Here is a 26,225-nt window from a genome sequence, read left to right as displayed (position 1 = left end):
TCCTCAATTATGTTTGATGAATAGGTAAACGGCTTCAGGAGTTCATTACTCTGCCGGTACAAATGCAGAGCCAGATTTCGGTCCTTGATTGTCTAGCTCGGGTATTAAATCATCGGCTATATCCATACCCTCGAGCGCCAAGACCATGTCCGGATCATAATTAGAACCGAGAGGTGGTTGTTTCTCACCCGTCCAGAGTCCTTTGAAAAAGCGGCGAATATCGATACCGATACCAAACATGGCCGGAACCAACATCAGGGTTAGGAAGAAATCAAATAGAACACCAAAGGCCAAAGCCACCACCATCGGCTTCAAAAACTCCGCCTGTGTCGATGTTTCAAACAGGATCGGCGTGATGCCGACAAAGGTCGTGACGGAGGTCAGAAGGATGGGCCGGAACCGCGCCACACAAGCATCCAACATGGATTGGTAAGCGCCAACACCTTTATCCCGCAGTCGGTTAACGTAATCAATCAGAACCAAGTTATCATTAACCGCCACGCCTGAAGCCGCGAAGAAGCCAAAGACCGACATGATCCCGAAAGGCACCCCCGTAATCAGATTACCAAAAATCATCCCGATAAACGCAAAGGGGATCGCGATCATGATAAGCAGAGGCTGGCTGTAAGATTTAAACGCAATCGCCAGCAAACCGTACATCATGAACAAAATTGCAATACCAGAGATCATCATCTCTCTGACGAAAGTGGTTTGAACCTCGTCATCGCCGACCTCGACTTTTTCGACATTGGGATGACGCACACGCCATTGAGGGAAGAAATTATCATCCAGATCAGATTTGATCTCACCAATCGCCTGTTGTTCGCCGCGCACGCGTCCACCCGTATAGGCAACCTGTTTGCGGTCCCGCCGCTGGATGCGCGACACGCCTTCAGCGAATTCGATATCAGCGACGGAGTAAAGAGGCACTTCAACGCCGTTTGCGTTTCTAATGCGAAGATCATTGAGACTGTCAACGCTCTCACGGGCTTCCAGCGGATAACGCACCATGACGCGAACATCTTCACCATTTCGTGGAAGACGTTGAACCTCTTGACCATAAAAGGCCTGACGCACCTGACGCGTTACATCTTGCAACGTTATTCCCAATGTCTCAGCACCCGGCTTCATCACAAAACGAATTTCCGACGCAGAGCTTTCGAGATTATCCCAAGTCCCGACAACACCGTCAAATTGATCCACTTCATTCTTGATATCAAGAATTGCGGCTCGCAGGTCATCTTCACTGCTGGAGGCTACAGCGAAAAATAATCCGCCGCCGCCGCCAAAGTTACCTTCTGTAAACCCGTAATTTACACGATAGGAGTCTGAAATCGGCCCCACAAACTCTTCCAACTTATCTGCAATCTCACGCGTGGAAGCATTGTTGCGTTCAGCCGCATCAATAAGACCCAGATAGCCCTCAACTGAACGACCTTCCGTCAGTGTTCCCGGCTTATCAATGATCTTGTCCTCAACACCAAACAGTTCCGGCGCTGACTCGTTGAGTTGCTCTATGCCGTCTTCCAATTGCTGCCTTACCTGTTCAAGCCGTTCGAATGTCGTGCCTTCAGGGAACCGTGCGCTAAACTGGATCATATCCCCTTCAACTTCTGGCAGGAAAGCGGAGGGTGCCACACCCGCCTGCAAGAGCATAACAGCCATGACCATCAAACCCGCAAAAACCGAAAGTGTGACATAGCGAAACCGAATGAGCGCCGCGACAACCGGACGGAAGACCTTTCGGGCGAAAGAGTTCAAACTCTCGGCCAGCCTGTGCTGAAACTTCATAATGCCGCGTACATTCGCAGGGTCCACCGGCTTGAGCTTCCGCAAATGAGCGGGAAGAATGAAGAACGCTTCGATCAGTGAAAAGACAAGCACAGCGATGACGACAAAGCTAATCTGTTCAAACAGAGCGCGCATCGGACCCGTCAATAACATCATCGGAACGAACATCATGATCGTTGTGATCACGGCAAAGTAAACAGGTTTGACAACCATGCCCGCCCCGGCAATCGCGCCTTTCTCACCGTAAATGCCATTCTCGACATGGAAGTGAGTACTTTCGCCCACAACAATGGCATCATCCACAACAATACCGATGACGAGAAGGAAGGCGAAGAGTGAAATCATATTGAGTGTCACGCCAATTGCGGGGGCAACGGCTATGGCGCCAGCGAAGGCCGCCGCGATACCAATCGTAACCCAAATCGCCACTTTCGGACGTAAAAATAGCATGAGTATGATAAGAACTAATACCATACCAGACAGCGCATTGCCCGAAATCAAGTCCATTCGACTGTCGAAAACTGTCGATCCATCATACCAGATGCCGAAGTCAAGAGCAGGCGGAAGCGTTTCATTAATCTCGGTTTCGAATTTTCGAATAGCTTCACCGGCGCTGGTAATGTCCATTGTGTCCGTTGCTAAGACACGGAAGATTGCGGCAGGCTGCCCCCGAAAAGAGGCCGCAAACTTATTATCGTCAAAACCGTCAATAACATTGGAGATATCTCCTACGCGTACAGTGCCACCATCCGCCGTTTGACGGATAATAATATCTTCAAATTCAGCTTTTGTATCCGCCAAATTTCTGGCGCGAAGTTGAAGATTGCCACCGGTCGTCTCAACCGTTCCTGCGGAGAGATTGACTGATGTCCCCGAAATGGCCTGACTGACTTGTGAGAAAGTCAAATTATAACGCCGGAGCGCATCTTCTGAAATTTCGATTGTGACTTGTTCCGGCTGTTTCGAAATTTGTTCTGTCAGCTGAAGACCCGTAAGCTGAGTAAGCTTAAGACGGAGATCAGTACCCGCTCTCTGCAATGTCAGCCGGTCTGTTTGCCCGTAGAGTGCGAGAAACATGATCTGATCCCGCGCTTCCCATCTAAAAATCTGAGGTCGAAATGCATCCGGTGGAAGATTTTGTATGGCATCCACGCGTGCCTTGACCAAATCGATCATTTTTTCATAGTCGATGCCGAGTTTTGTACGAACATTGACGCTTGCCGACCCTTCCTGCGCCGTGGCCTCAATATAGTCTATACCATCCAACCCATCTACAGCCTCCTCAATCCGTGTCACGAGCTGCTCATTGACGTCTCTTGGAGATGCACCTGGCCAACTCACGCTGATCGTCATGCCGTTGACAGTTGTCGTCGGGAATGTTTCGCGTTCCAGATTTAAATAACCAAAGACACCCCCGATAAACATTGCCATCATTAAAAGATTGGCCGCAACGGGGTTTTTAACAAACCAAGCGATTAAATTTTTCATCTTAATTTACCAAAATACAACAAACGCTCAGAGCGCAAAAAAAGTGCCGCTAATCTGCGGCACAGAGGTTAGTCAGTCAGAACTCAAAGAGTTATATTCAGAATATAACCCCACTAGAACCACTTGCAGGATTCACCTGTAAACCATCGGCACATCTTATCGATAAACCCGTCACCAGGATTCTCTTCAGTTTCTGGCTCTTCATCAACTTTATTAATCACAGAGAGATTTTTTATAACAGAGAGATAGGAGACCGAGGCCAAGGAGTCAGAAAAGTTTAATTGCGGAGCGATTTTTACGAAAGATACGCTATTGGTTTCAAGGCTTTGCGCGGAGGCACTGTTATACATAACAGTTGACACCAAGGCGAAACTAGTTGCAACAAGCAATGTTTTCAAAGACATATCTATTCTCCATGTTGTAGATAGAAATACGCTAACGCTGTTCTGAAAAAAGTCAAGATTTTCAAAACTTAACAAATAATCACCTTCTGCATCAGTCCCCTGATTTATTTGATGAAGACACATCATTTTCAGATGTTTCGCTATCATCTTGATTTGAACCAGTCTCGGATTTCTTACTTCGCCGATCCGCTTTTTCGTCGCTCATTTCACCATCCTTACCTTCAACACTCTTTTGCCAATCTGGCTTTGGAGGATCGACCAAGACAGTCTCAGGATTATTCGCATCCAGAACCTTGAGAGTCATTTCGACGCGCGATCTCTCCATGGGTGAAAGAACAACTAATTCTCCACTGGAGACACCTTCAGTCAGAACAGCCCGTTCCGAGGTCGCATCCAGAACAACAACCGAGCGGATTTCAGCTTTTCCTTTATCATCGACAACATAGACTTCGTCCTGCGGTCGTAAACCGTCCCGAGGAATGACAATCACATTTTCAAACTTCTTCCCCGCAATATCGGCATCTACAAACAGACCCGGTGCGAGAGGCACGCCCGTCTTAGAAACACCATCACCATAAGGATCATTTACCTCGGCAATCGCGAAAAGAGACCGTGTTTGCGTGTCATATGCCGCATCGGTTCTCATAATTCGGCCTTCCCAGACACGCTGGGCCCCCGCAACGCGCGCCGTTAAGGTCACAGGCACGGCCTCTGCGCGACTCTTGGCCACGTAAGCTAAAGGCAAGTCTATCTTGGAAAGCTGGTCATCAGATAAGGGCAACCTAACTTCTACAATATTTGTTGAGAAAATACTGGCCAATCGCGTGCCGGGCGCCACAAATTGGCCTATATCGGATGATTTTGTTCTCACACGACCGGAAAACGGCGCGCGAACCTCTGTTCGAGATAAATTCAACTTGGCCGCTTCCAATTCCGCCTGAGCAGCTTGTAAAGATGCGCGAGCTTGCGCTTGTTGCGGTTCACGCAGAGCCAAGGGACTTGGTTCATCAGTGCGCCCTAGCTCTATAAAGTCCTGACGGGCAATTTCACCTTCTGCCTTTTCACGTACGAGCACTTGTTGAGCTTGCGCCACATTCGCCTCTGCACGAATGACTCCCACTTGAAAATCAGCATCCTGAATGCGGACGAGCACCTCGCCCTTTCGGAAGAGACCGCCTTCAATAAAGTTCGGACTGACATAAACAATCTTACCGCCGACTTCCGGCACGAGATCAATCTCAATCTGTGGACGCACCTCGCCTTGCGTTTTCACGCGAAGCTGAACATCATCTTGTCTGGCATAATCTGCAATGACAGCCAGCGTATTAAAATTACGCTTACGCTCTTCCGGCTCCGCATTCAGCTTAACAACGACAATAGCCGCAACCACAAATGCGACAAAAATTAAAATTGGAATGAAAATGACGAGCAGCTTTCGAAGCCACCCGCCTTTTTTCTCAGGAATACTGTAATCCTGTATATTACTCATAACTTAGCCTGACTTTCCGTAAGCAACGCTGGTTGAGCTTCGGGTGGTATATCTCCGTAAACACCACCACCCAATGCAACATGCAATCTAACGCGATTTTGTAATCTCTCCGCTCTCGCAGAAATAAGTTGACCTTCCGCATTCAAAGAACGCGACTGTGAGTCTAACAATTGGAGGATTGTTGCAAGCCCTTCTACGTAACGCACTTCCAAGCGCTCCTCCGCCTTTAGCGCCTCATCGAGACTGACACGCAAGGCCGCCTCACGCTCCGCTAAGCGACCTTCTGCATCAAGTGCGTTCTCAACTTCTTGATAGGCCTGCAAGACGGTTTCGAGATAGGTCTGGACCTGGACTTCCAGATTAGCTTCCTGCAATTTAATATTTGCTTTAATCCGCCCTCCTTGGAAAATCGGAGCCGTTAACTGACCGACAACGCGAGAAATAATATCTTGGAAATCCGTGAGGTCACCAAAATTTAAGCCCTGTTCAGTTAAACTCCCATTTATGTTGAGCGACGGATAAAGCGACTTACGGGCAACATCGACGGAATATCCGCCTGCAGCGATACGCTGCTCCACTGCGAGAATATCTGGCCTGCGATTTAGGACATAATCAGGCGCACCAGCTCCACTCAAGACCGGAAGTGCAGGCAAATTGGACGGAACAGAAAGCGATGCACTCGGATAACGGCCGACCAAGACTTCGAGGGCCCGCATTTGAAATTTAAAATTTTGTAAACGGGTCGCTTGAAGCGCCTGTGCATTTGCGAGAGCAGAACGCGCAAGACGCACATCAGAAGACCCTGACAAGCCACTTCCAAAACGCCTTTCCGTCAACCGTAGCGCCCGCTCTTGCGTTTTAATTTCGCGTGCGGATAAATTAATTAGGCGTTCAGCCTCAATGACATCAAACCATGTTTGAGAAATGCGACCCGCGATGGACAGGCGCACAGCCGCGAGGTCAGACGCACTCGCACCCGCCGTCTCGACATTGGCATCAATACCATCCCGAATACGACCGAATAAATCTGCCTCCCAACCCGCATTCAACGTCCCGCTATAGACGGTTGCATTGTTGTTCTGGACAAAAATTTCTTCCCCATTCACTGTGCGAGGCGGGCTTTCATTCAAGGTCGTTGTTTTAGTGGCGACACCTGAAAATGAAAGCGTTGGATAAAGATCCGCGCGACTGACCCGTAACCGGGCCAAGGAGGCGTCGAACTGGGCCAAAGCCCGTCTGGCACTGGGATTATTTTCTACACCCTCCGCCACTAGAGAGGAAAGCTGTGCGTCGTCAAATGTCGCAACCCAATCCGTTGCCGGAAGGTCTTCAGGCGCAACACCCACCCAACTGTCTTGAACAGGCGCAACCTCCTCGACAGCTACAACCGTCGCATCAGGCCCTAAGCCTTGCAAAGTCGAACATCCGGTCAACACAAGACTGAGGAGAGATGCTCCGCAAATAAGCTTTAAACGAGACTGGGTATGAGATGGCACTTTCATAAACTCCCGATACGCCCATTTTAGCGAAAGTCAATTAGGAATTATTGAAAAACGATAATATTTTAACTTAAAAACGCGTAATTTGAGATTTTGCTGAATTTGAGTGCAGTTTTGTCATACCCAGATTTCTGACAACACCCCAATGACTTACGCAAGCTTTGAAAATTGAATTCCCCTTGCCATTTCGCGACTCTTTCAGATAGGGCGTGGCGAGCTTACACAGCTGAAGGTAGACGATACTGAATCGATGTCACAACCATCAACAGAAACGCGCAAAGGCCTGGATGGCCTCGTCATGGCCTGTTTGATCGCAGCATCCGTGTTAGTGATTGCGATATTAGCATCCGCTCCCCTCTCTGCAACGCTAGCCGTATTAGCCGTTACGCTGACGCTCTTATTTTTATACTTACGCGCGCCCCTCATCACGAAAGACAGTCCCGCCCCCAACCTGTCCGGTCTGGATGTGGCCGCCATTCGCGAAAAGGCTTTTCTGTCTCTCGTCGACAGTTTCCCGCGGGCCGTTGCAGTAATCGATCGTAACGGCGACGTTCTCCATGCGAATGAGGCGGCTAAAACGCTCCTATCCCCTGACATGGTCAATCGTCCCGCGGCCGCCTATCTGAGGAGTTCAGAATTACGCCCGCGTTTAGAACAGGCCTTTGCAGGTGAGGTCGTTCCGGCGTTAAAAGTTCACGTCATGGCCCCCACAGAACGCATTGTGGATGTTGATTTCTCCGCGCCCGTCGCAACGCAACTCGAAAAAACAAGAGGCGACATTATCTTCGCCGTTATAGCAGACAGAACGGAGGCCAGCCTCGCCCGGGAAAAACAGGCAGATTTTCTGGCCAATGCCTCGCATGAGTTAAAGACGCCCATCGCATCACTCAAAGGCTATATTGAAACCTTACGAGGTCATGCCAAAGATGACCCGAAAGCGCGCGAGATGTTTCTTGGGATTATGCAAAATCAGGCCGACCGAATGGAACGCCTTGTCACAGACCTACTGTCCCTGCGAAAGATTGAGAGCAGCGAACATATTGCGCCGTCAGAACAGGCAAATCTCCGCGGGGCCCTGGAAACGGTCCATGATATCCTGAAACCCTTGGCGTCCGAGCGCGATGTTTCACTAACTGTGTCATTTCCCGAACAAGAGGAGGCGATGATTTCCGGCAAGACGGATGAATGTGTTCAGCTTTTCCTGAATCTCATGGAAAATGCGATAAAACTCGCACCTGCAAAGTCGACAGTGACTGTGACCCTTGATTATTTAACAGAATGGAAGGGCGAAGCCTTTCCAGTTGCTGTCAAACAAGGCGCAGCTTTGCGCCGGATCGTCAACATTGCCCCTTTTGATAGTGCCGCTTGGCGGATTATTATCTCGGACTCTGGTCCCGGATTTTCACGTGCCCACCTGCCGCGGATTGGCGAGAGATTTTACCGCGTGGCCGGCGACCTTCCTGCGCAGGAAAAAGGTACAGGCCTTGGACTCGCGATTGTCAAACATGTCGTGATGCGACATCGCGCAGGATTATTTGTTCAATCCGCACATAAAGATGATCCAATTTATTTTGGACGTGAGGCGGGGACCACGATAAAGGAATCCGGCACGGCGTTCAGTGTCGTCTTCGCAGCATCAACACCCTTAAATAGAGAGACAAGCACATGACTCCATTTGTTCTCATCGTTGAAGACGAAACCTCCATTGCGACTTTGTTGGAATATAATCTGAAACGTGAGGGGTTTGAAACTGGCCTTGCGCAAGACGGTGATATGGCGCTTCTCATGGCGGAAGAACGCGTGCCGGATCTTATCCTACTTGACTGGATGTTACCCAAGCTCTCCGGCGTGGAAGTTGCCCGTCGTCTCCGCCGAAAAGACGCGACGAAAGATGTCCCCATTATTATGCTCTCTGCGCGTGGTGAAGAGGATGACCGTGTGACCGGGCTTGATATTGGCGCGGATGATTATCTCGTGAAACCCTTTTCCATGCCGGAACTCTTCGCCCGCATCCGCGCGTTACTTCGCCGGACGCAAGCCAATGTTTTGTCTGACGCCGTTGTTGTCGGAGACCTGGAAATTGATACTAAGGCCCATAGAGTGGCCCGCGCGGGTGAGGACATTCATCTCGGACCGACTGAGTTTCGTCTTTTGGAACATTTCATGCGCCGCCCCGGGCAGGTTTTCTCCCGCGAACAACTGTTGGATGCCGTATGGGGGCATGACGTTTATGTCGAAGTACGAACCGTCGATGTTCACATCGGGCGCCTTCGTAAGGCCCTAAAGATGAAGGATCGAAAAGATCCTATTCGGACCGTTCGCTCCGCCGGATATGCTTTACGCGTTGAGAGTTGACAGTAGCCCGTCCTTGCCCTTTCTCTGATAGGCGATTAAGGCGCGGCGAAACGTGCCGTCCCCGTGTCGGCGTAGAGACTTTCGGTACCCGCTATGATCCGCTCCACATTGTCCAACTTCGCCGATGCGATTGCCATTCCGGCCCGCAAACGGTCCGGCCCGCTCAAATTCACGCCTAACCGGATCAAGGTCGAAGTCCTCGCCGGATTAACGGTGGCCCTCGCCCTCGTACCCGAAGCTGTCGCCTTTGCCTTTGTCGCGGGTGTCGAGCCGCTCGTTGGTCTCTATGCCGCCTTTATCGTCGGCCTCATCACGGCTGTGATGGGCGGACGCCCGGGTATGATTTCCGGCGCAACCGGCGCCCTCGCCGTCGTCATGGTCGCGCTCGTCGCGGATCATGGACCGGAATATCTGTTCGCAACGGTTATCCTTATGGGTATTTTGCAGATCGGCGCGGGTGTATTTAAACTGGGCAAATTTATACGTCTCGTCCCGCATCCGGTGATGTTGGGCTTCGTCAACGGCCTCGCTATCGTGATTTTCATGGCACAGTTGAGCCAATTCCAGTCCGAGCCGCCCGTCCGTATTCCGGGTGAGCATTACGGGCCATTCCACATTTTGACGGGCACATGGTTGGCAGGCCCGCAAATGTTCCTGATGCTGGGGCTCGTCGCCCTCACAATGTTCCTGATCTGGGTCACCCCCAAGATCACAAATGCCGTGCCGGCACCGCTGGTCGGGATTGGTATCGTTGCAGCCATTGTTATTGGGTTCAATATTGATGTCCAAACCGTTGGCGACCTTGCCTCGATCAAAGGCGGTCTTCCAAGCTTCCATATTCCGTTCACGACATCGGCCGAGCCCGTTTTTGGCAACTTCGCTTGGACAGGGAGTGAGTCTGGCCTTGCACCGCTTGCGCCTCTGAATTGGGAAACCTTTGAAATCATCTTCCCCTATGCGCTTATCCTTGCCGCGATTGGTCTGATCGAGAGTTTGCTGACCCTCAATCTCGTTGGCGAAATTAAGGAAGAGCGCGGCGGCGCATCGCAGGAATGTGTAGCGCAAGGCGTGGCGAATACGGTCACAGGCGTCTTTGGCGGCATGGGCGGTTGCGCCATGATCGGCCAGTCTATGATCAATATTAAGTCCGGCGCACGCACGCGATTATCCGGTATCACGGCAGCCCTCTGCTTGCTCGCGTTCATCCTTTTCGGATCCGGCATCATCGAACGCATTCCCTTGGCTGCACTTGTCGGAGTCATGTTCATGGTCGTGATCGGCACCTTTGCGTGGCAATCTTTCACCATCATGCGCCGCATCCCGTGGATTGATGCGATTGTCATCGTTATCGTCACACTTGTAACTGTCTGGCATGACCTCGCCGTCGCCGTCGTTGTCGGCGTGATTATCAGCGCCCTAGCCTATGCTTGGAACGCCGCCCGCCGGATTGATGCGGATACCGAAATGGAAGGTGAAGCGAAGGTTTATAAAATCGAAGGCCCGCTCTTTTTCGGCTCTATTGAAGGGTTTAACGAACTCTTCGATGTGAAAAACGACCCTGACGCCGTCATCATTGATTTCGCCGATAGTCGTGTAGTGGACCAATCCGCACTACAAGCGATTGAAGGCCTCGCCGCGCGCTACACGCAGGCGGGCAAGTCCATTAGCCTCCGCCATCTGACCCGCGATTGTCACAAGCTCCTCAACCGTGCCGGACAATTAATTGTCGATAGTGATGACGACCCTGAATATGAAATCGCAACAGATTACAGCGTGGTGACGGGGGCCTTTGGCGGCGGGCATTAGTCACGCCATAGTCATCGCGAAGGACTTGCCGCCTTCCGCTCAAGCGCATAGCGTCCTCTTAGATATTGGGAGAGACCTATGTGCGATGATATTACCGAACTCGAGAACCAAGGCTTTTACGAAAAACGACTGACACGCCGCGATTTCAGTCTCTTGGCGGGCGGGGCTGCAATCTCACTTGCCTTTGCAGGTTGCGCACCGGGCGAAAAGGCCGCGGGTATTACTGAATCCGACGTTATGATTGACACGCCCGATGGGACGGCGGACGCCTATTTCGCGCATCCGACGACGGGCGCCCATGCCGCCGTTTTGATCTGGCCGGACATTGTTGGCCTGCGCCCGGCATTTAAAATGATGGCGAAACGATTAGCGGGTGATGGATATGCAGCCCTCGTCGTTAATCCTTATTACCGTCAAGTCAGAGCGCCTTTGGTCGAGGTCGGTCAGACCTTCCGCGATCCCGCCGTGCGTGAGAAAATTGTGCCCTATGCCCGCGCATTATCCCAAGACACAAACCGTACGGATGCGAGAGCGTTTATTGACTGGCTTGACGCGCAGCCATCCGTCGATACTTCGCGGCAAATCGGGACAACCGGTTATTGTATGGGCGGTCCCATGACGATGATCACAGCGGCCACGGTGCCTGACCGCGTAGGAGCCGGTGCATCGTTCCACGGCGGAGGTTTGGCCACAGATAAACCCAACAGCCCTCACCTGCTCATCCCGGACATGAGCGCGGACTACCTCATCGCCATCGCGGCGAATGACGATGAACGCGATCCGGAAAATAAGACGATACTGAAAGAGGCGTTTGCCGCAACAGATAATTCCGCCGAGATCGAAGTCTATGAAGGCACCCAACATGGATGGTGCCCACCGGACAGCGCGGTCTATGATGAGGCTGCGGCAGATAAGGCCTGGGCGCGAAAGCTGGCTTTGTTTGAGACGGCTTTGAAGTAGATTTTAGGTTGCAAAAAATGGTAGCGAACACTTTCGTTGAGCCCATAAAATCTATTATAAAAGGACAAATGCGGTTCAGGATAAAAAAGCGACGTCCAAAATAGAAAATTTATATAAGACGCCACCAATAACGAAAACAGTCCAGTATACAAAGTTTGCCCACACCAAGATTATCATGAACAAAGACTTTGATTTTCTAGCCATTATATAAATCAGTACAATCGTTACAAACCCTGTCAATACGGACCAAATGGAAGAGATGTGACTTTGCAATGTGAACATAAACGCAATCAGGAATATAAATACGGCTATATTCCAAGGTAAGATTTTACTTAAATCATCCCAAAATGACGCTTCCTTTTTCACAAGTCAGTCCCGCCGCAAACAAACCGCTGTCGCTTCGCCGCCGCCAATACAAAGACTTGCAACGCCAGTCTTCGCGTCACGCTTTTCCATCTCCGCAATTAGCGTTGCCATTATCCGTGCACCTGAGGCACCGATGGGATGGCCGAGAACGCAACCGCCGCCATTCACATTCACGATGTCATGGTCGAGGCCGAGCTCCTGCATGGCAATCATGGGGACGACGGCGAAGGCTTCGTTGATTTCCCAAAGATCAACATCTGCCGCATCCCACTGCGCGCGTTTTAGTGCTTTTTTGATCGCGTGGACGGGGGCCGTTGTAAAATAGGCAGGTTCATGCGCGTGCGCGGCGTGAGAGACGATTTCGGCGAGGACTTTATGTCCGCCCTCTTCCGCTTGCGACTTGCGCATCAAAACCAGCGCGGCCGCACCGTCATTAATAGAGCTGGCATTGGCGGCGGTAACGGTGCCTTCTTTGTTAAAGACAGGACGCAGGGTTGGGATTTTCTCCGGGCGGGCATTGGATGGCCCCTCGTCTTTCTCGACAACCGTATCGCCCTTGCGACCCTTCACCGTCACAGAGGTCAACTCGCGATCAAATTTACCCTCTGTTTCGGCGGCTTGCGCGCGGCGGACGGACTCAATGGCGTAGGCATCCTGTTGCTCGCGCGTAAACTGATATTCACCCGCAATCATATCGGCAAAGACGCCCATAGCGCCGCCCGCATAGGCATCCGTCAAACCATCATGCATCATGGAATCGACAACCTGCTGGTTACCCATGCGCATGCCGCCCCGCGCTTTTGGAAGGAGGTATGGCGCGTTCGTCATGCTCTCCATACCGCCCGCCACGGCAATATTAACAGAGCCTGCTTTGATGGCATCATGCGCCATTATTGCGGCCTGCATGCCGGAACCGCACATCTTATTCACGGTTGTCGCTTCCGCTGACATTGGCAAGTCAGCGCCCAAAGCTGCTTGACGCGCAGGCGCTTGGCCTTGTCCGGCGGGCAAGACGCAGCCCATTAGGACTTGGTCAATGTTGTCGCCGTCAACCTTTGCCTCAACCATGGCCGCCTTGATGGCGGCAGAACCCAATTCAGGTGCGGTCATAGAAGAGAACGCGCCTTGGAACGCGCCCATCGGCGTGCGGGCGAGGCCGACAATAACAACGGCGTCAGGATTGGATGTGGTCATGAGGAGTCTTTCGTATCGCTATTGGGCATTTCTTTATCACGCGCGGCCTGTTCGGCATCGAGTTGCGCAATTTTTCTTTGAACACGGTCGAGTTTGGCGTTGCGGGCCTTCCCGTTATCCATGACTTTGTAAATGCCCGCAATGAGCAGGCCGACGCCAAAAATTACGATGAACATCAGCATTTGCGAGCGTTACCATGCAGACCCGCATCTGCAAAGCCGCCAAAATAGTTCGACTTTAGAATATCAATCTGTCTTGGACTTAGCCGCTTCCGCTTCTGCCCGACGTTTCGCCGCCAAGACCGCGCGTTTGCGTTCAACTTCTGCTTTCTTCTGTTTTGTCAGCGACTGCGAACCGCTGGATTTTATAAATAAAAACACAAAGATTATGGCAAGAACGCCGACGATAATAAAGGTTGTTGTATCATTCATGGTTGGCTCCATAAAAAAGGACTGCCCTTTTTACGTGGCAGTCCCAAAATCGTTTTCAAGTGATGAGGCTTAGTCGACTTGGAATGTGATCTTCACATTCACGCGATATTTCGCAATTTTGTCATCATCAATTTGTGTCGACATCTCGTTGATATAGGCGGATTTGATATTCTTAACAGTTTTTGCTGTACGCGTGACGGCGTTCTGTACAGCGTCTTCAAATGATTTCGTACTATCGCTCAGCACTTCGATTGTTTTCATAACGGCCATGATAAATTCCTTTCTTTATAATGGAATGGAAAGGTAGGGCAGTCGCGCTGACAAGACCAGTGAAGGTCTTGTAATCCAATTACCTCGTCTTGGTAATCCAGCCTCCGCCAAGTGTTCGCGCCGCATCATTGCGGTCTTCATAAAAAACGCAGGCCTGTCCCGGCGACAGTCCAATATCCGGTTCATCCAGCACAACTGTCATTTCATTACCGATAAGCTTTAGGTGCGCAGGTGTAGGCGGACGCGTGGAGCGGACCTTCACGCGGATAGCCTGTCCGTCCAGATGCGCGCCAAACACGCCCTCACCCAGCCAGTTGATCTCTTCCAGCCACAGCGTATCGCGTTCCAGCGCGGAGCGCGGCCCGACGACGACCTGTCCCTTATCAGCCTCAATCCCGACGACAAATAAGGGCTCCGTCCCAGTATCATCCCCAAGGCCAAGACCGCGCCGCTGACCAATCGTGTAATACATGACGCCGCGATGCCGGCCCAGCACACGCCCATCCATGTGCACAATGTCTCCGGGCTGCGCGGCATGAGGTCTGATCTTCTCAATCACGTCCGTATATTTTCCGGTCGGCACAAAGCAGATATCCTGACTGTCCGGCTTGGCGGCGACATTCAGACCCATCTCTACGGCCATCTCCCGCGTCTCGGACTTATCCAGATGTCCCAGCGGGAAGCGCAGGAAATCAAGCTGTTCCGGCGTCGTCGTGAACAAGAAATAGGACTGGTCCTTGCCCCCATCATGCGCACGGTGGAGTTCCGGCCCATTCGGACCCTCGACCCGTTTGATATAATGTCCCGTCGCCATGCAGTCGGCGCCGAGGTCTCGCGCGACCTGCAGGAGGTCCACAAATTTCACCGTCTGGTTACAGCGTACGCAGGGAATGGGTGTTGAACCCTTGAGATACGTGTCAGCAAAGTCTTCAATGACTTTTTCACGGAAATTACTCTCGTAATCGAGAACGTAATGCGGGAACCCCATTTCCTCTGCAACACGCTTGGCATCATAGATGTCCTGACCCGCGCAGCAGGCTTTCGCTTTCTTGATCGCTGCGCCGTGATCGTAGAGTTGGAGTGTGACGCCGATAACGTCATAGCCCTCTTTCGCGAGCATGGCTGCGCAAACGGAGGAATCCACGCCGCCACTCATCGCGACAACAACACGTGTTTCGGCCTCAGATTTCGTAAATCCGAGCGAATTTTTCTGTTTTATTTGCGTTTCGGCCATGGATTCTAAATTTTTTTCAACAAATCTTCGAAAAGTTCAGGGGCCATATAGGGGCGAGTCTGTTTCAAGTCGAGACAGGCACTGTGTGTGGGCCGCGACAAAAGACTCAATAGAATCAATTCGGTGGCGAGTCGTGTAAACCATTATTAACGATAAACCTGATTCCGTTAACCTTCGTAAACGATTGTTTCTTAACGATTTTTGAGGACCTCCTTAAGTTTTCTTTAGGTGTTCACCCCTACGAATGAAGTCAACGAGAAACAGGTTCGCAGTGGGGCGGATCACAAAACAGGCACAAGAGAATGCAAGACCGCAAGATCAAACGCGAAAACGTCGTCATCGGCCCCGAAGGTACGCCCCTCACATTGGCTGACCTCCCCAAACCCAATACAGTTCGGTGGGTCATCCGCCGTAAAGCTGAAGTCGTCGCCGCCGTACGGGGTGGATTACTGACACTGGATGGCGCGCTGGAACGTTACGGCCTTTCGGCTGAAGAGTTTATGGCTTGGCAACGTAGTATCGAAAGCCACGGCATTGCCGGACTTCGCACAACGCGCGTGCAACAATACCGCTAAGATTTATCTCACCGCCTAAGCGATGTGGGGGGCCGTTCCGAGAGGAGCGGCTTTTATTTTGCCTGATTGACGCGTCTAGATAATTGTTCACGGGTTTCGACACGCTCGCTATAGCGGTCCACCAGATAGGCGGCGCGGTCGCGTGTCAGTAGTGTAAACTTTGTCAATTCCTCCATCACATCCACCATGCGGTTATAGTAAGGCGACGGTTTCATCCGTCCCGCTTCATCGAATTCATTCCACGCTTTGGCGACAGAGGACTGGTTCGGAATCGTAATCAGGCGCATCCAACGGCCCAGTATTCTCAATTGATTGACCGTATTAAAACTCTGCGATCCACCACAAATTTGCATGACAGCTAATGTCTTTCCCTGTGTAGGCCGCACGCCTCCAATAGGCGCGAGGGGTATCCAGTCGATTTGAGATTTCATGATCCCCGTCATGGCGCCGTGACGTTCGGGTGAACACCAGACCATACCCTCCGACCACATGACAGCCTCCCGCAATTCCACGACCTTCGGATGATCCACACCATGTTCATTCGCACGGTCATCATCGGGGAGCGGCAATCCGCTCGGGTCGAAAACCCGGGTCTCGCAGCCTAGCTTTTGCAGAATACGCGCCGCCTCCTCATTCATCAGACGGGAAAAGGACCGCTCTCTTAGGGAGCCGTGTAGAAGGAGAATACGCGGTTTATGATCTGACAGGCTTGGCGTCAGTAAAGCCGCCCGATTGATAACCTTTAGACTGCCCTCATCCAGCGCAGGACAATCATCCGACATGTCGCGTGCCATCTGGATTTATGATGCAGCCGCCATCTTCCTTATAGAATGGTCCGTCTGGTAATGTCTCCAAGAGGTCGAGAACAGCCTCACTTGGGCGGCAGAGGCGGACGCCTTTCGGGCAGCAGACGATTGGGCGGTTCACGAGGACGGGATGTTCCAACATGGCGGAGAGCAATGTTTCGTCATCAATTCCGTCTTGCAAAAGGCCCAATTCTTTCGCTGGGGATTTTGTTTCTCGCAAAGCCTTACGCGGGGTCAGGTCCGCGGCGGCGAAGAGTGCGAGGAGCTGTGGTCGTGTCCAGCCTTCGCTCAGGTAATCAATCACTACATGAGGCTCCCCGCTGGCCTCTATGAGGGCGAGAACATTGCGCGACGTGCCGCAGGCCGGATTGTGATGAATAACGATCATGAGGCCTCATACTCAGGTTGAAGCATCTCTGTCTACAGCGCATGAAAAAGCCGCCCTCAGATGAGGACGGCTTAGGGCTAGAACCCCAGTCACCAAACATTGCGCAGTCTTGGGCTACGTCAACAGTTTGACCTCCGCGTCATCTACGCGACGTCGGCAAACTAGCACCTCATCGCCTCAGGCAACGTCGGCAAATTGATTCATCGTATTATGCTCGCCACCGGCTTTTAGGGCGCGGTCACCGCCCGTCATTTCCTTGAACGTATCGCCGAGGTCCGAGCCAACCTCGTGCTGATGACGGACGGCAGACACGTTGCGACGGATTTCCTCGCGTTGGATTTCCTTAACGTAAGCCAACATTTTCTGCTCGCCGAAATAGCCTTCGGACAGGTCGTTCATCACTTTGGCCGTGCCGTGGAATGTCGGCAGGGTTATGAGATTATGGAAGACCCCCGCTTCACGCGCGATGTCGGTCTGGAACGCTTGTAGACGACGGTCGGCCTCAATCCCCAGCGCGTCTTCATCATAGGCGGCAGACATCAAACGGGCTTCGTCATAATCCTCGGCCTTGATGCGACCCTCCGCAATCCAGTCTTCCCGCACCTGTTTGCGCAGGTTGAGCGTCCAGTTAAAGGACGGCGAGTTATTATAAGTCAGCTTGGCGTGAGGCGCTTTCTCTTTAATCCGGTTCACCATATTGGCGATTTGCGCCACATTGGGTGTGGCCGTCTCAATCCAGAGTAGGTCAGCCCCACCCTCGTTCAATGACGCGATGCAGTCCTCGACAACACGGTCTTCGCCCGTCTCCGCGCGGAATTTGTAAAGACCGTTCGGCAGACGTTTCGGCTTAACAAGTTGACCGTTCAATTGAATGGCAATCTCGCCTTCAGAGAGCTGACGTAGTTCAGACACAGGTTCCGTTTCCAACCATTTCGTATATTCCGCCGCTTGGTCGCCCGCTTCGCGGCTGACCGGGATTTTCTGTGTCAGGCCCGCGCCGAGCGAGTCTGTCCGCGCAACAATCACACCGTCATGGACGCCGAGTTCTTCAAACGCCATGCGCACAGCGCGGAGTTTTTCGATGAAGTCTTCGCGCGGGACGGTGACCTTACCGTCCTGATGGCCGCACTGTTTGGCGTCCGAGACCTGATTTTCGATCTGGATGCAGCACGCACCCGCCTTGATCATCTCTTTGGCGAGGAGATAGGTCGCGTGGACGTTACCAAAACCTGCATCAATGTCCGCGATGATCGGGCGGACATAGGTTTCGAACCTGTCGATTTTAGCGATGACGGCTGCACGGTTATCCGTCGTTTTCAGCTCATTAAACAGATCGTTGAGATCGACTTCGTCCGCTTGACGGAGTGATGTGTAGATCTCTTGGATCAAATCCACGACCGATGTTTTCTCATGCATGGACTGATCCGGCAGATGACCGAAACGGTTGCGCAGACCTGCGACCATCCAGCCGGAGAGGTAGACATAGGCGCGGTCCAGCGTGCCCTTCTGACGTTTGATCGCACGCATCATCTGTTGCGCGTGAAAGCCGGACCAGCAGCCCAGCGACTGGGTGAATTGCGACGTATCCGCATCGTAGGCTGCCATATCGCGGCGCATGACGGTCGCCATAGCTTTAGCGATATCGAGATGGGTCTCAAACGTATTTTGTGTCTTCAGTTGCGCCAGCGCATCAAGATCAATCCCGGCAGGCGCCCCATTCGGGTAGCGGGTTTGAAGCTCATTTAGGGTTTGGCTGTATGTCATTTTATTTCTCCAGAATGTCGTAGGCAGGCAGGGTGAGGAAAGTTGGCAGTTCGGTCGCGGTCGCGGTTTCGTCGAAGATGTCAGAAGCTTCAGGGAAGCGCCCCGCCGCAAAAGCCACAGCACCGATTTCATCACGAATGGCATTGCGCTCTTCGATCAACAGACGCTGATAGAGACGGTCGGACATCGTTTCCTTGAACCCACCTTCCATTTCGACAGACGCGCCGTGACGGAGCCATTGCCAGATCTGCGTGCGGGAGATTTCGGCCGTGGCCGCATCTTCCATGAGGTTATGGATTGGCACAGCCCCACGCCCGCAGAGCCATGCCGCAATATAGCGAATGCCGACATTAATATTTAATCGCACGCCCGCTTCCGTAATCGTCCCCGTATGCGGGGCGAGCATGGCGGCGTCAGATATATTCCGGTTCTGGCGCTTCTTATGAATCTGGTGCTTGGCCGGCATGGCTGCGTTGAAAACATCCATCGCGACAGGGACGAGCGCGGGATGCGCAACCCATGTGCCGTCATGGCCCAGACGGGCTTCGCGAAGCTTGTCCTGACGCACTTTCTCAAACGCGGCATCATTGGCGGCCTCGTCATTTTTGACGGGGATTTGCGCGGCCATACCACCCATCGCATGGGCGCGGCGACGATGACAGGTTTGCACCAGCCGTTCTGCGTAAGCCGAGAGAAATCCTCGATCCATGCCAACCTGTGCCCGTTCCGGCAGAAGGTATTCCGGATGCGCACGGAGCGTTTTGATGTAGCTGAATATATAATCCCAGCGTCCGCAATTCAGACCCGTAATATGGTTCTTCAAGACGTAGAGAATTTCCTCCATCTGAAAGGCCGCGGGTAGTGTCTCAATCAGAACCGTCGACTTGATAGTGCCATTCGGAATATCCAGCACGGCCTGCGCGTAATTAAACACATCATTCCAGAGACGCGCTTCGCGGTAGTCCTCAATCTTGGGGAGGTAGAAGAATGGCCCCTCTCCGCTCGCGGCCAATTTCTTCCCATTATGGAAAATATGCAGGCCGAAATCACAAAGGCTGGCGCTCATCGGATTTCCGTCAACCGTGATGTGACGCTCTTCCAGATGCCATCCGCGCGGACGGACGAGCATTGTCGCCGTCTCCTCATTCAGCGCGTAGCTTTTCTTTTCCGTCTGGAGGAAGAGTTGGTCGCGGGCATAATCGAACATATTCTGCTGACCCGACATCATATTATCAAAGGTCGGCGAAGACGCATCCTCGAAATCCGCCATAAACATTTTCGCGCCGGAGTTTAGCGCATTGATCATCATCTTGCGGTCAACAGGACCGGTGATCTCAACACGACGGTCTTGGAGAGCTTTCGGACAAGGCGCGACTTCCCAATTGGAATTGCGGATGTGCTGCGTTTCCAGCGGTTGGGCCGGTAACTCGCCATCATCATAACGGGCCTGATTGAGCTCGCGGTTCTGCAACAGGATTTTCCGTTGCGGACCAAAGCGGCGCTCGAGATCGGCGAGGAAGAGCAGCGCGTCGGGCGTCAGGACTTCAGCATAAGCCCCCGCATTCGGGTGAGAGACTTTCGCCAGCACACGGTGGCGGGGAATATTTGTTTCTGGTTTCGTATGAGCATTCATGATGATAGCTCCTTTCTTGAGCCTCTCATGCTAACAAACATAACTGGCAGTCCAGAGCTAAGCACTGCGCAGCGGGTCAGCCTGTCACAAACAATCTTTACTAGACATATATTTTGTAAATTGTGTAAAGATACTGCATGTCAGACAAACTTCTCATTGGCCCGAAACTCCGCCGTTTCCGTAATTCCCTCGGCCTCACACAGGCGCGGATGGCGGAAGACCTCGGGATCAGTGCCTCCTATCTGAACCTCATTGAGCGCAATCAACGCGCCATGAGCGCGAAGGTTTTGCTGAAAATGGCGGGTGTTTATGATTTCGATATAAGCGCCTTTTCCGACGCAGGAGACGCGCAACTCGTCGCCAGTACATATGAGGCTCTGCGTGCCCCCCGGTTCAGAGACATGCCCGTGTCCAAGAACGAAGTCGAAGATGTCGTCGGGATTAGCCCGAATATCGCGCGGGCTTTTCAGAGCGTTTTAAAAACGCAAGGTACGATGACGACTCCGACCGACGATAGTTCCCCTCGCGCCGTCGATATCGTGCGGGACTTCATTCAATCAAATTCTAATTATTTCCCCGAAATTGATGAGACGGCCGAAGCCCTGTGTGAAGAGCTTGGGCTACGTCGCAGTGAACCCCGCACGGCCCTGACAGAGCGTCTGAAATCCCGCCACGACACGGCCGTTCAGATTGTGCCGACCAATGTCATGCCGGATATGTTGCGCTGGTTTGATCGCCACAATCAACGGATCCATCTGTCCGAACTCATGAGTCAGAGCAGTCGGCGCTTCCAACTCGCCGTGCAAATCGGATTACTGGAACAGCGCGAAATGTTCGATGCGCATCTGGATCGCGCCAAGATTACGGGCCGTGAAGCGCGGGGTCTCGCCCGCACATCCCTCGCCAATTATTTTGCCGCCGCGCTGCTCATGCCCTATGCAAAGTTCCTCCGCGAGGCGGAAGCAACCCGCTATGATGTGGAACTCCTCTCCCACCGTTTCGGGACAAGTTTTGAACAGGCCGCCCATCGCCTGACGACATTAAATAAACCGGATGCGCGGGGTATCCCGTTCTTCTTCCTGCGCATCGACATTGCGGGGAATGTATCAAAACGTTTCTCGGCCGGGAAATTTGCATTCGCGAGCCAAGGCGGAGCGTGCCCGATCTGGAATATTCATGAAAGTTTTACCGACCCCGGACGGCTGCACACTCAAATGGTGCAATTACCTGACGGCGCAACTTATTTTTCCATCGCGAAAGCCGTGAAACGCGCGGGCGAAATGCACGGTGCGCCCGCGCAACGCCTTGCCATCGCGCTAGGCTGCGATGTCTCCTATGCGCCCCGCCTCTGTTATTCCAAAGACTTCAATCTCGACGAGCCCACCCCTGCGCCGATTGGAATTAATTGCTATCTCTGCGAAAGACAGCATTGCCGCCAACGCGCGCATCCGCCCCTCGCAAAATCCCTCATGTTCGATGAACGCGCGCGCGGCATGAGTCTCTATCGTTGGGTTCCGGATTAACGCCCTAATTGCGGGGTCGAGCGAAACGGCCAAGCACTAGCAAAGGCCTCGAAGACAGGTGGCCATTGCCAGGCGGGCACGCGCGGGATCGACATGCGATCTGCAAAAATCACGACTGTCACAATCACCATCGCGGTCACGTGGAAGTCCGGCACAAGAAACGGAACAATCATCCAAGGCCAGCAGGTCAGGTGACAATAGACCCCAATACGCAGACCAAACTTTGCGCTGCCCCATAAGGGACGCAATCCGCCAAATCCGATCAGGGCCGGTTTATGACATCGGTTTCGTGCCAACTGCGCAAGGGGTGAACCACTCCAAACCAGCGCGAGAAGAATTGATAGCCCTAAAGCCGCATATCTGGCCCCACTCTCCGATGGAAAACCGAGTGTTAGACCCAGCGCGAGAGGGAGACTGTAAATACCGGACAAAACCCAGATAGAGAGATAGCCTAGAACAAACCCCGTAAGCGCGAGGGGCACAGCTGACCTCCGCACCAATTGTCGAACATGATCCATTTCCCGCGCGATGAGCGGCAGCATCATTGCCCCGACCATCAGAGCCCAAGCGATGAAGACTGATACGGGCGACAGGACCGCGACTTGCAATCGCAATATCTGCCATAGCAAAGCGGGATCAACTTTGCCGCACAGACCGACCATCGTCATTTGTGAGGGCGCCAGCGCGATGAGGCTAAACAAAACCGCACTGATACCTGTTAGGAGCGGGAAGTACCCCCGTTTAGTCCGAAACATAGACGCTAAGACGGTCGACCGTAATTTCACCCGCTTCGTGGTCTGTATTATGAAGGCGGACCTTCAATTGAGACGCCCCTTTCGACAGGTCATAGCCCGCCGCCCGGAGGAGTTTTGTGATCTCAATACTCTCCGTCATACCGCCGCCGGCATGCGGGCCGTTTTCATCAGACGCTTTTGCCAAACCAAACAGGGCGAGAGATTCTGTTCCGAGCTTCACATCCTGCCCGTCTTTCTCACCGAGGATATCAACGGAGAGAACGCCGCTTGGTCTCGACCCTTTGATGCCTTCTGCATTTAAATAAACGCGGTGCGGCGCTTGGCGGCTAACAGACTTTTCCAAGACCATATTCTTCATGGCCGTTTCACGTCCGCCAATATCCAAGCGTATGACGGACTCAACAGGTGTGGCCGACACGCGGAAAATGCCGGTATTCGCACCAAGGAGATCGACGGAGGGTTTACGTTTTGTATCTTCGGTCATAGCAGCCATCGTCTTATTCATCCGGGTCGGAGAGATGCCCGTCCCGTCGGTTAGATTATCATAGGTTGGGGCTAAGTCCCCACCCGGCAAGGTCTGTTCCGGTGTAAAAACGCTCAATACGCCTGCTGCGTCTGGCATCATGAATTGCCGTATATTCGGTCCGTTCATCCAAGCCGATCCGGTTTCCTGAACATTCTCATCAGAGGTCAGCCATGCCGCCCAGAGTCTGTCTACATTACAATGATGCATCCAAAAAATCGGGTCTAACCCTGCAAATTCCGGATCATACATCCAGCCATTTACACTGCCGGGTCCGCCGACCATCACATGAACATAGTTGTGGGGATTGGCCTCTACAGCCCCCGTTGCACTCGCGAAATGCGCAAAATCTGTTTGACCGCCACCATATGCCTTCGTCGCAGAATCGGAGGTGAACGTATGAAAATCCTCTTGCGCATCGAGCGTAATATCATTGTGAATCCAACTTTGCGGCCCCAATCTTGTCGCGGGCCCGCGTAATGCCTGTGAAAGCGCATTCGGCGTGCCGTCGGGTAAGTTTTCTTCCAAAAACATCGTCGGAATATCGCGCGATGTTTCCAAATCGGCATTTAGATAATTCCAATAGGGCAGCGCCCAATCGGACGGACCTCCATTCTTGACGATCCAATCCCCCAGAATAGTCTCGAAAGACCAGACATAGCCGCGATGCCACGGAAGGAAATACCAACCGGCATGCTGACATTGATCAAACATCTTCGCGTATTCGCTAGGCTCAGGCGGGTCGCCCGCACCGTCAACTATACCCTGTGCTTTCCAGCCCGATAGATTGCAGCCATGAATGGCCCCCAAATAATACCAACTTGTTCGGTCCGCGAATTTTCGCTCCCGTAATGCCGCAACGGCTTTCGCATACCATAGCAAAGTCTTAGGCCAATCGCCCTCCTCTGCCACTAATTTAGCAATATCTTGTCTGATTCCAGCCATGAGCGCCCTCCATGTTTAGCTAGTAGAATCCCCAATAGCACGGATGAGTCGAACGCGCATTTAAATAATTAAGATTGCCGGACCGTCACTTTTCCTGCGAACGAAAGCCGTGATACAGCCGTAACTACTGCAATCATCGCAAGGAGTTTCCCATGTCTGACCTCGACCGCCGTCAACTTCTCACCGCAACCGCCGCATTGGGCGTTGCAAGTTTTGACGCCACGCGCGTCTGGGCGCAGGATGCCTCAAAAGTAGCCCCGGACCTGACGGGACAATCCATTCTCATCACGGGCACATCCTCCGGTTTTGGCCGCTTGAGCGCGGAGCATTTTGCCCGCCTCGGCGCAACTGTCTTTGCCTCCATGCGGAACGTCCCGCGTGATGAGGCTCGTGAATTGGAAGCTTTGGCTGATAAGGACGGCTTGGACATTACCGTTGTCGAAATCGACGTCTTATCCGACAAACAAGTTAAACGCGGCGTTCAGAAAGTCCTGAACGCCACAGGTGGTACGCTGGATGTTCTCGTCAATAATGCGGGCATCGGCATTACAGGCCCCATCGAGTTGCAGGATATGGAGGCCACACAACTTGCCTTCGATACAAATGTCTTCGGCCCACAGCGCATGACCCGTGCCGTTCTGCCCGCCATGCGGAAACAGGGGTCCGGCCATATCGTCAATATCTCCTCCCAACTTGGGCGCGTGATCCTGCCGACTGCGGGGAATTATTCGCCAACGAAATTCGCGCTGGAAGCCGCCAGCGAGCAATATGCCTATGAGCTCGCCCCGCAAGGCATTGGCGTGACGATCATCCAACCCGGCGGCTATCCCACCGATATTTGGAAGAACCGCAATCGTTATAATACGATGCTAAAAACCCGTTCACCGAAGAGTCGACTTGAGGCCTATCCGCAAGCCGTTGCCCGCATGGGACAAGAAGACGGCAGTGGGCGTTCCGCTGACCCGATGGATATTCCGCATGCAATTGCTGACGTTCTCTCCGAGCCGATGGACCAGCGCCCGCTCCGCGTTGCCGTGCATCCCGGCAACAAACCGCAGGTCAAAATCAATGAGGTGAGTGCCCAGACTCAAATTGCCATGCTCGGCGGGCGGAACCCCACCGTTAAAGCCGTGAACCTGCGCGGAACTTAACGCCGCGTTACCGCATCTCTTAACTCGTATTTACCACGCCTCTTGGCAAAGCCTTAGCGCGTTTGCCTTATGCACATCATCATAGAGGGCAAAAGCCCCAGATGGTTTTGGTGAATGCGAAAGGGTGCTCATGGCGTCCCCAACTCAAAAACGTGTGCAAACAAAGTCGGGCGGCTATGAACCCGCCTGTCGTCTAATTAGCCTGCTGTCTGCGAGTGGAGACGCACAGACTGTGCGTCGACTGGCAATCCAATTGGGTCGCAAAGCCGCAAGCTCTGGCGAGACAGTTTTAATCCTCGACGCGGTGAATGGACAGCTTTTACAGCAGGCTGGCATCGTTCACGCACGGACACTTACAGATGTTGCACAGGGCAAAGCCCAATTGCGCGACGCCTTATATGTCACGTCGAATGAACATTTCACGGCTGGCGCGGTTGGGACACAATCACTCGAAGACGCGCTGGGATTATTGGCAGCTCTCTCCCTCTCTTACGACTGGGTCTTTGTTGTGCCGGAAGCGGGATGCACGCCCGCCCATGTCCGCTTGGCCGCGGCGTCTGATGTTGCCCTCATGTCTTATGACACGCAGAGCGATGGATTTATGCGCGCCTTCTGGATGTTGGATGCCGTGCGTGCCCGCGCTCCGAAATTTGATCCGCTCACGCTTTCCGTCGGCGAAAAATGCGATGCCGTTGAAACCGCGCTCATGCTGTCCGACACTGTCCGCGAACATTTGGGTGCCCCGCCACCCTATGCGGGTCATTCGGATGACCTGCATATTGAGACGCGACTTCTGACACAAATGCGGGATTGTGCGGACCGTGCTGCAGTCGCGTAAAATAATTTCATAAATCCGCGAAGGATTTTGCGAGTTC

The 26,225-nt window shown here is 52.8% G+C and carries 23 protein-coding genes; 8 read left to right on the top strand and 15 right to left on the bottom strand.

Annotated elements, in window-relative coordinates; all coding sequences use genetic code 11:
• Positions 1-45: 45 nt before the first annotated feature.
• The 4 genes from ACP9M6_RS06945 to ACP9M6_RS06930 all read right to left on the bottom strand — a co-directional run bounded on the left by ACP9M6_RS06945 (position 46) and on the right by ACP9M6_RS06930 (position 6,605).
• A complete protein-coding gene (locus ACP9M6_RS06945; protein WP_427454692.1) occupies positions 46-3,279 on the bottom strand; it encodes an efflux RND transporter permease subunit in 3,234 nt (1,077 codons plus the stop codon).
• 113 nt (positions 3,280-3,392) lie between these two features.
• Positions 3,393-3,683 (bottom strand): hypothetical protein, encoded by a 291-nt coding sequence (locus tag ACP9M6_RS06940; protein ID WP_427454691.1) that lies wholly within the window; start codon positions 3,681-3,683, stop codon positions 3,393-3,395.
• Positions 3,684-3,774: 91 nt separating this feature from the next.
• Complete coding sequence (locus ACP9M6_RS06935) at positions 3,775-5,172, bottom strand: efflux RND transporter periplasmic adaptor subunit (protein WP_427454690.1); 1,398 nt, start codon at positions 5,170-5,172, stop codon at positions 3,775-3,777.
• Entirely contained in the window at positions 5,169-6,605 is a 1,437-nt protein-coding gene (locus ACP9M6_RS06930; protein WP_427454689.1) for an efflux transporter outer membrane subunit, read from the bottom strand. Before ACP9M6_RS06930 ends, ACP9M6_RS06935 begins: the two co-directional genes overlap by 4 nt.
• Positions 6,606-6,921: 316 nt before the next feature.
• Between ACP9M6_RS06930 and ACP9M6_RS06925 the strand changes: the two genes are divergently transcribed.
• The 4 genes from ACP9M6_RS06925 (at position 6,922) to ACP9M6_RS06910 (ending at position 11,792) form a co-directional block, all read left to right on the top strand.
• Positions 6,922-8,340: a histidine kinase dimerization/phospho-acceptor domain-containing protein gene (locus ACP9M6_RS06925; RefSeq protein ID WP_427454688.1), complete on the top strand. Its 1,419-nt coding sequence runs from the start codon at positions 6,922-6,924 to the stop codon at positions 8,338-8,340.
• Positions 8,337-9,026, top strand: coding sequence for a phosphate regulon transcriptional regulator PhoB (gene phoB, locus ACP9M6_RS06920; RefSeq protein ID WP_427454687.1), 690 nt, complete (start codon positions 8,337-8,339; stop codon positions 9,024-9,026). Before ACP9M6_RS06925 ends, phoB begins: the two co-directional genes overlap by 4 nt.
• A gap of 93 nt (positions 9,027-9,119) precedes the next feature.
• On the top strand, positions 9,120-10,832 hold the full coding sequence (locus ACP9M6_RS06915; protein WP_427454686.1) for a SulP family inorganic anion transporter: 1,713 nt from the start codon (positions 9,120-9,122) through the stop codon (positions 10,830-10,832).
• 78 nt (positions 10,833-10,910) lie between these two features.
• Positions 10,911-11,792, top strand: a complete 882-nt coding sequence (locus ACP9M6_RS06910; protein WP_427454685.1) for a dienelactone hydrolase family protein — start codon at positions 10,911-10,913, stop codon at positions 11,790-11,792.
• 369 nt (positions 11,793-12,161) lie between these two features.
• Here the strand turns inward: ACP9M6_RS06910 and ACP9M6_RS06905 are convergent, their stop codons facing one another.
• The 5 genes from ACP9M6_RS06905 to mnmA all read right to left on the bottom strand — a co-directional run bounded on the left by ACP9M6_RS06905 (position 12,162) and on the right by mnmA (position 15,287).
• A complete protein-coding gene (locus ACP9M6_RS06905; protein WP_427454684.1) occupies positions 12,162-13,352 on the bottom strand; it encodes a thiolase family protein in 1,191 nt (396 codons plus the stop codon).
• Positions 13,349-13,534, bottom strand: coding sequence for a hypothetical protein (locus ACP9M6_RS06900; RefSeq protein WP_427454683.1), 186 nt, complete (start codon positions 13,532-13,534; stop codon positions 13,349-13,351). Before ACP9M6_RS06900 ends, ACP9M6_RS06905 begins: the two co-directional genes overlap by 4 nt.
• A 63-nt stretch (positions 13,535-13,597) precedes the next feature.
• On the bottom strand, positions 13,598-13,783 hold the full coding sequence (locus ACP9M6_RS06895; protein WP_427454682.1) for a hypothetical protein: 186 nt from the start codon (positions 13,781-13,783) through the stop codon (positions 13,598-13,600).
• A gap of 69 nt (positions 13,784-13,852) precedes the next feature.
• Positions 13,853-14,053: a dodecin family protein gene (locus ACP9M6_RS06890; protein ID WP_427454681.1), complete on the bottom strand. Its 201-nt coding sequence runs from the start codon at positions 14,051-14,053 to the stop codon at positions 13,853-13,855.
• Positions 14,054-14,132: 79 nt separating this feature from the next.
• A complete protein-coding gene (gene mnmA / locus ACP9M6_RS06885) occupies positions 14,133-15,287 on the bottom strand; it encodes a tRNA 2-thiouridine(34) synthase MnmA (RefSeq protein WP_427454680.1) in 1,155 nt (384 codons plus the stop codon).
• 302 nt (positions 15,288-15,589) lie between these two features.
• Here mnmA and ACP9M6_RS06880 point away from each other — a divergent pair, with 302 nt between their 5' ends.
• Entirely contained in the window at positions 15,590-15,862 is a 273-nt protein-coding gene (locus ACP9M6_RS06880; RefSeq protein WP_427454679.1) for a DUF1153 domain-containing protein, read from the top strand.
• Positions 15,863-15,915: 53 nt separating this feature from the next.
• Here the strand turns inward: ACP9M6_RS06880 and arsH are convergent, their stop codons facing one another.
• From arsH to aceB, 4 genes are all read right to left on the bottom strand, one after another.
• Positions 15,916-16,656, bottom strand: coding sequence for an arsenical resistance protein ArsH (gene arsH, locus ACP9M6_RS06875; RefSeq protein ID WP_427454678.1), 741 nt, complete (start codon positions 16,654-16,656; stop codon positions 15,916-15,918).
• Entirely contained in the window at positions 16,634-17,056 is a 423-nt protein-coding gene (locus ACP9M6_RS06870; RefSeq protein ID WP_427454677.1) for an arsenate reductase family protein, read from the bottom strand. The genes arsH and ACP9M6_RS06870 overlap by 23 nt, the downstream gene beginning before the upstream one ends.
• A 177-nt stretch (positions 17,057-17,233) precedes the next feature.
• Entirely contained in the window at positions 17,234-18,820 is a 1,587-nt protein-coding gene (locus ACP9M6_RS06865) for an isocitrate lyase (protein WP_427454676.1), read from the bottom strand.
• Between the two features lies 1 nt (position 18,821).
• Positions 18,822-20,453 (bottom strand): malate synthase A, encoded by a 1,632-nt coding sequence (aceB, locus tag ACP9M6_RS06860; protein ID WP_427454675.1) that lies wholly within the window; start codon positions 20,451-20,453, stop codon positions 18,822-18,824.
• A gap of 137 nt (positions 20,454-20,590) precedes the next feature.
• Between aceB and ACP9M6_RS06855 the strand changes: the two genes are divergently transcribed.
• Positions 20,591-21,976 (top strand): short-chain fatty acyl-CoA regulator family protein, encoded by a 1,386-nt coding sequence (locus ACP9M6_RS06855; RefSeq protein WP_427454674.1) that lies wholly within the window; start codon positions 20,591-20,593, stop codon positions 21,974-21,976.
• Here the strand turns inward: ACP9M6_RS06855 and ACP9M6_RS06850 are convergent.
• Together ACP9M6_RS06850 and ACP9M6_RS06845 are read right to left on the bottom strand one after the other, a co-directional pair.
• Positions 21,973-22,731, bottom strand: coding sequence for a DUF2182 domain-containing protein (locus ACP9M6_RS06850; RefSeq protein ID WP_427454673.1), 759 nt, complete (start codon positions 22,729-22,731; stop codon positions 21,973-21,975). The two genes, ACP9M6_RS06855 and ACP9M6_RS06850, sit on opposite strands and share 4 nt — an antisense overlap.
• Positions 22,718-24,199 carry a tyrosinase family protein gene (locus ACP9M6_RS06845; RefSeq protein WP_427454672.1) on the bottom strand — a complete coding sequence of 494 codons (1,482 nt, stop codon included), beginning with the start codon at positions 24,197-24,199 and terminating at the stop codon, positions 22,718-22,720. The genes ACP9M6_RS06850 and ACP9M6_RS06845 overlap by 14 nt, the downstream gene beginning before the upstream one ends.
• Positions 24,200-24,351: 152 nt before the next feature.
• On the opposite strand from ACP9M6_RS06845, the gene ACP9M6_RS06840 reads away from it, so the two are divergent.
• Complete coding sequence (locus ACP9M6_RS06840; RefSeq protein WP_427454671.1) at positions 24,352-25,350, top strand: SDR family oxidoreductase; 999 nt, start codon at positions 24,352-24,354, stop codon at positions 25,348-25,350.
• A gap of 130 nt (positions 25,351-25,480) precedes the next feature.
• Complete coding sequence (locus tag ACP9M6_RS06835) at positions 25,481-26,188, top strand: MinD/ParA family ATP-binding protein (RefSeq protein WP_427454670.1); 708 nt, start codon at positions 25,481-25,483, stop codon at positions 26,186-26,188.
• Positions 26,189-26,225: the final 37 nt, after the last annotated feature.

It is taken from the genome of Litorimonas sp. WD9-15 (genome assembly GCF_050271975.1).
Classification (GTDB): Bacteria; Pseudomonadota; Alphaproteobacteria; order Caulobacterales; family Maricaulaceae; genus Litorimonas.
This window is presented reverse-complemented; position numbering and strand designations above follow the sequence as displayed.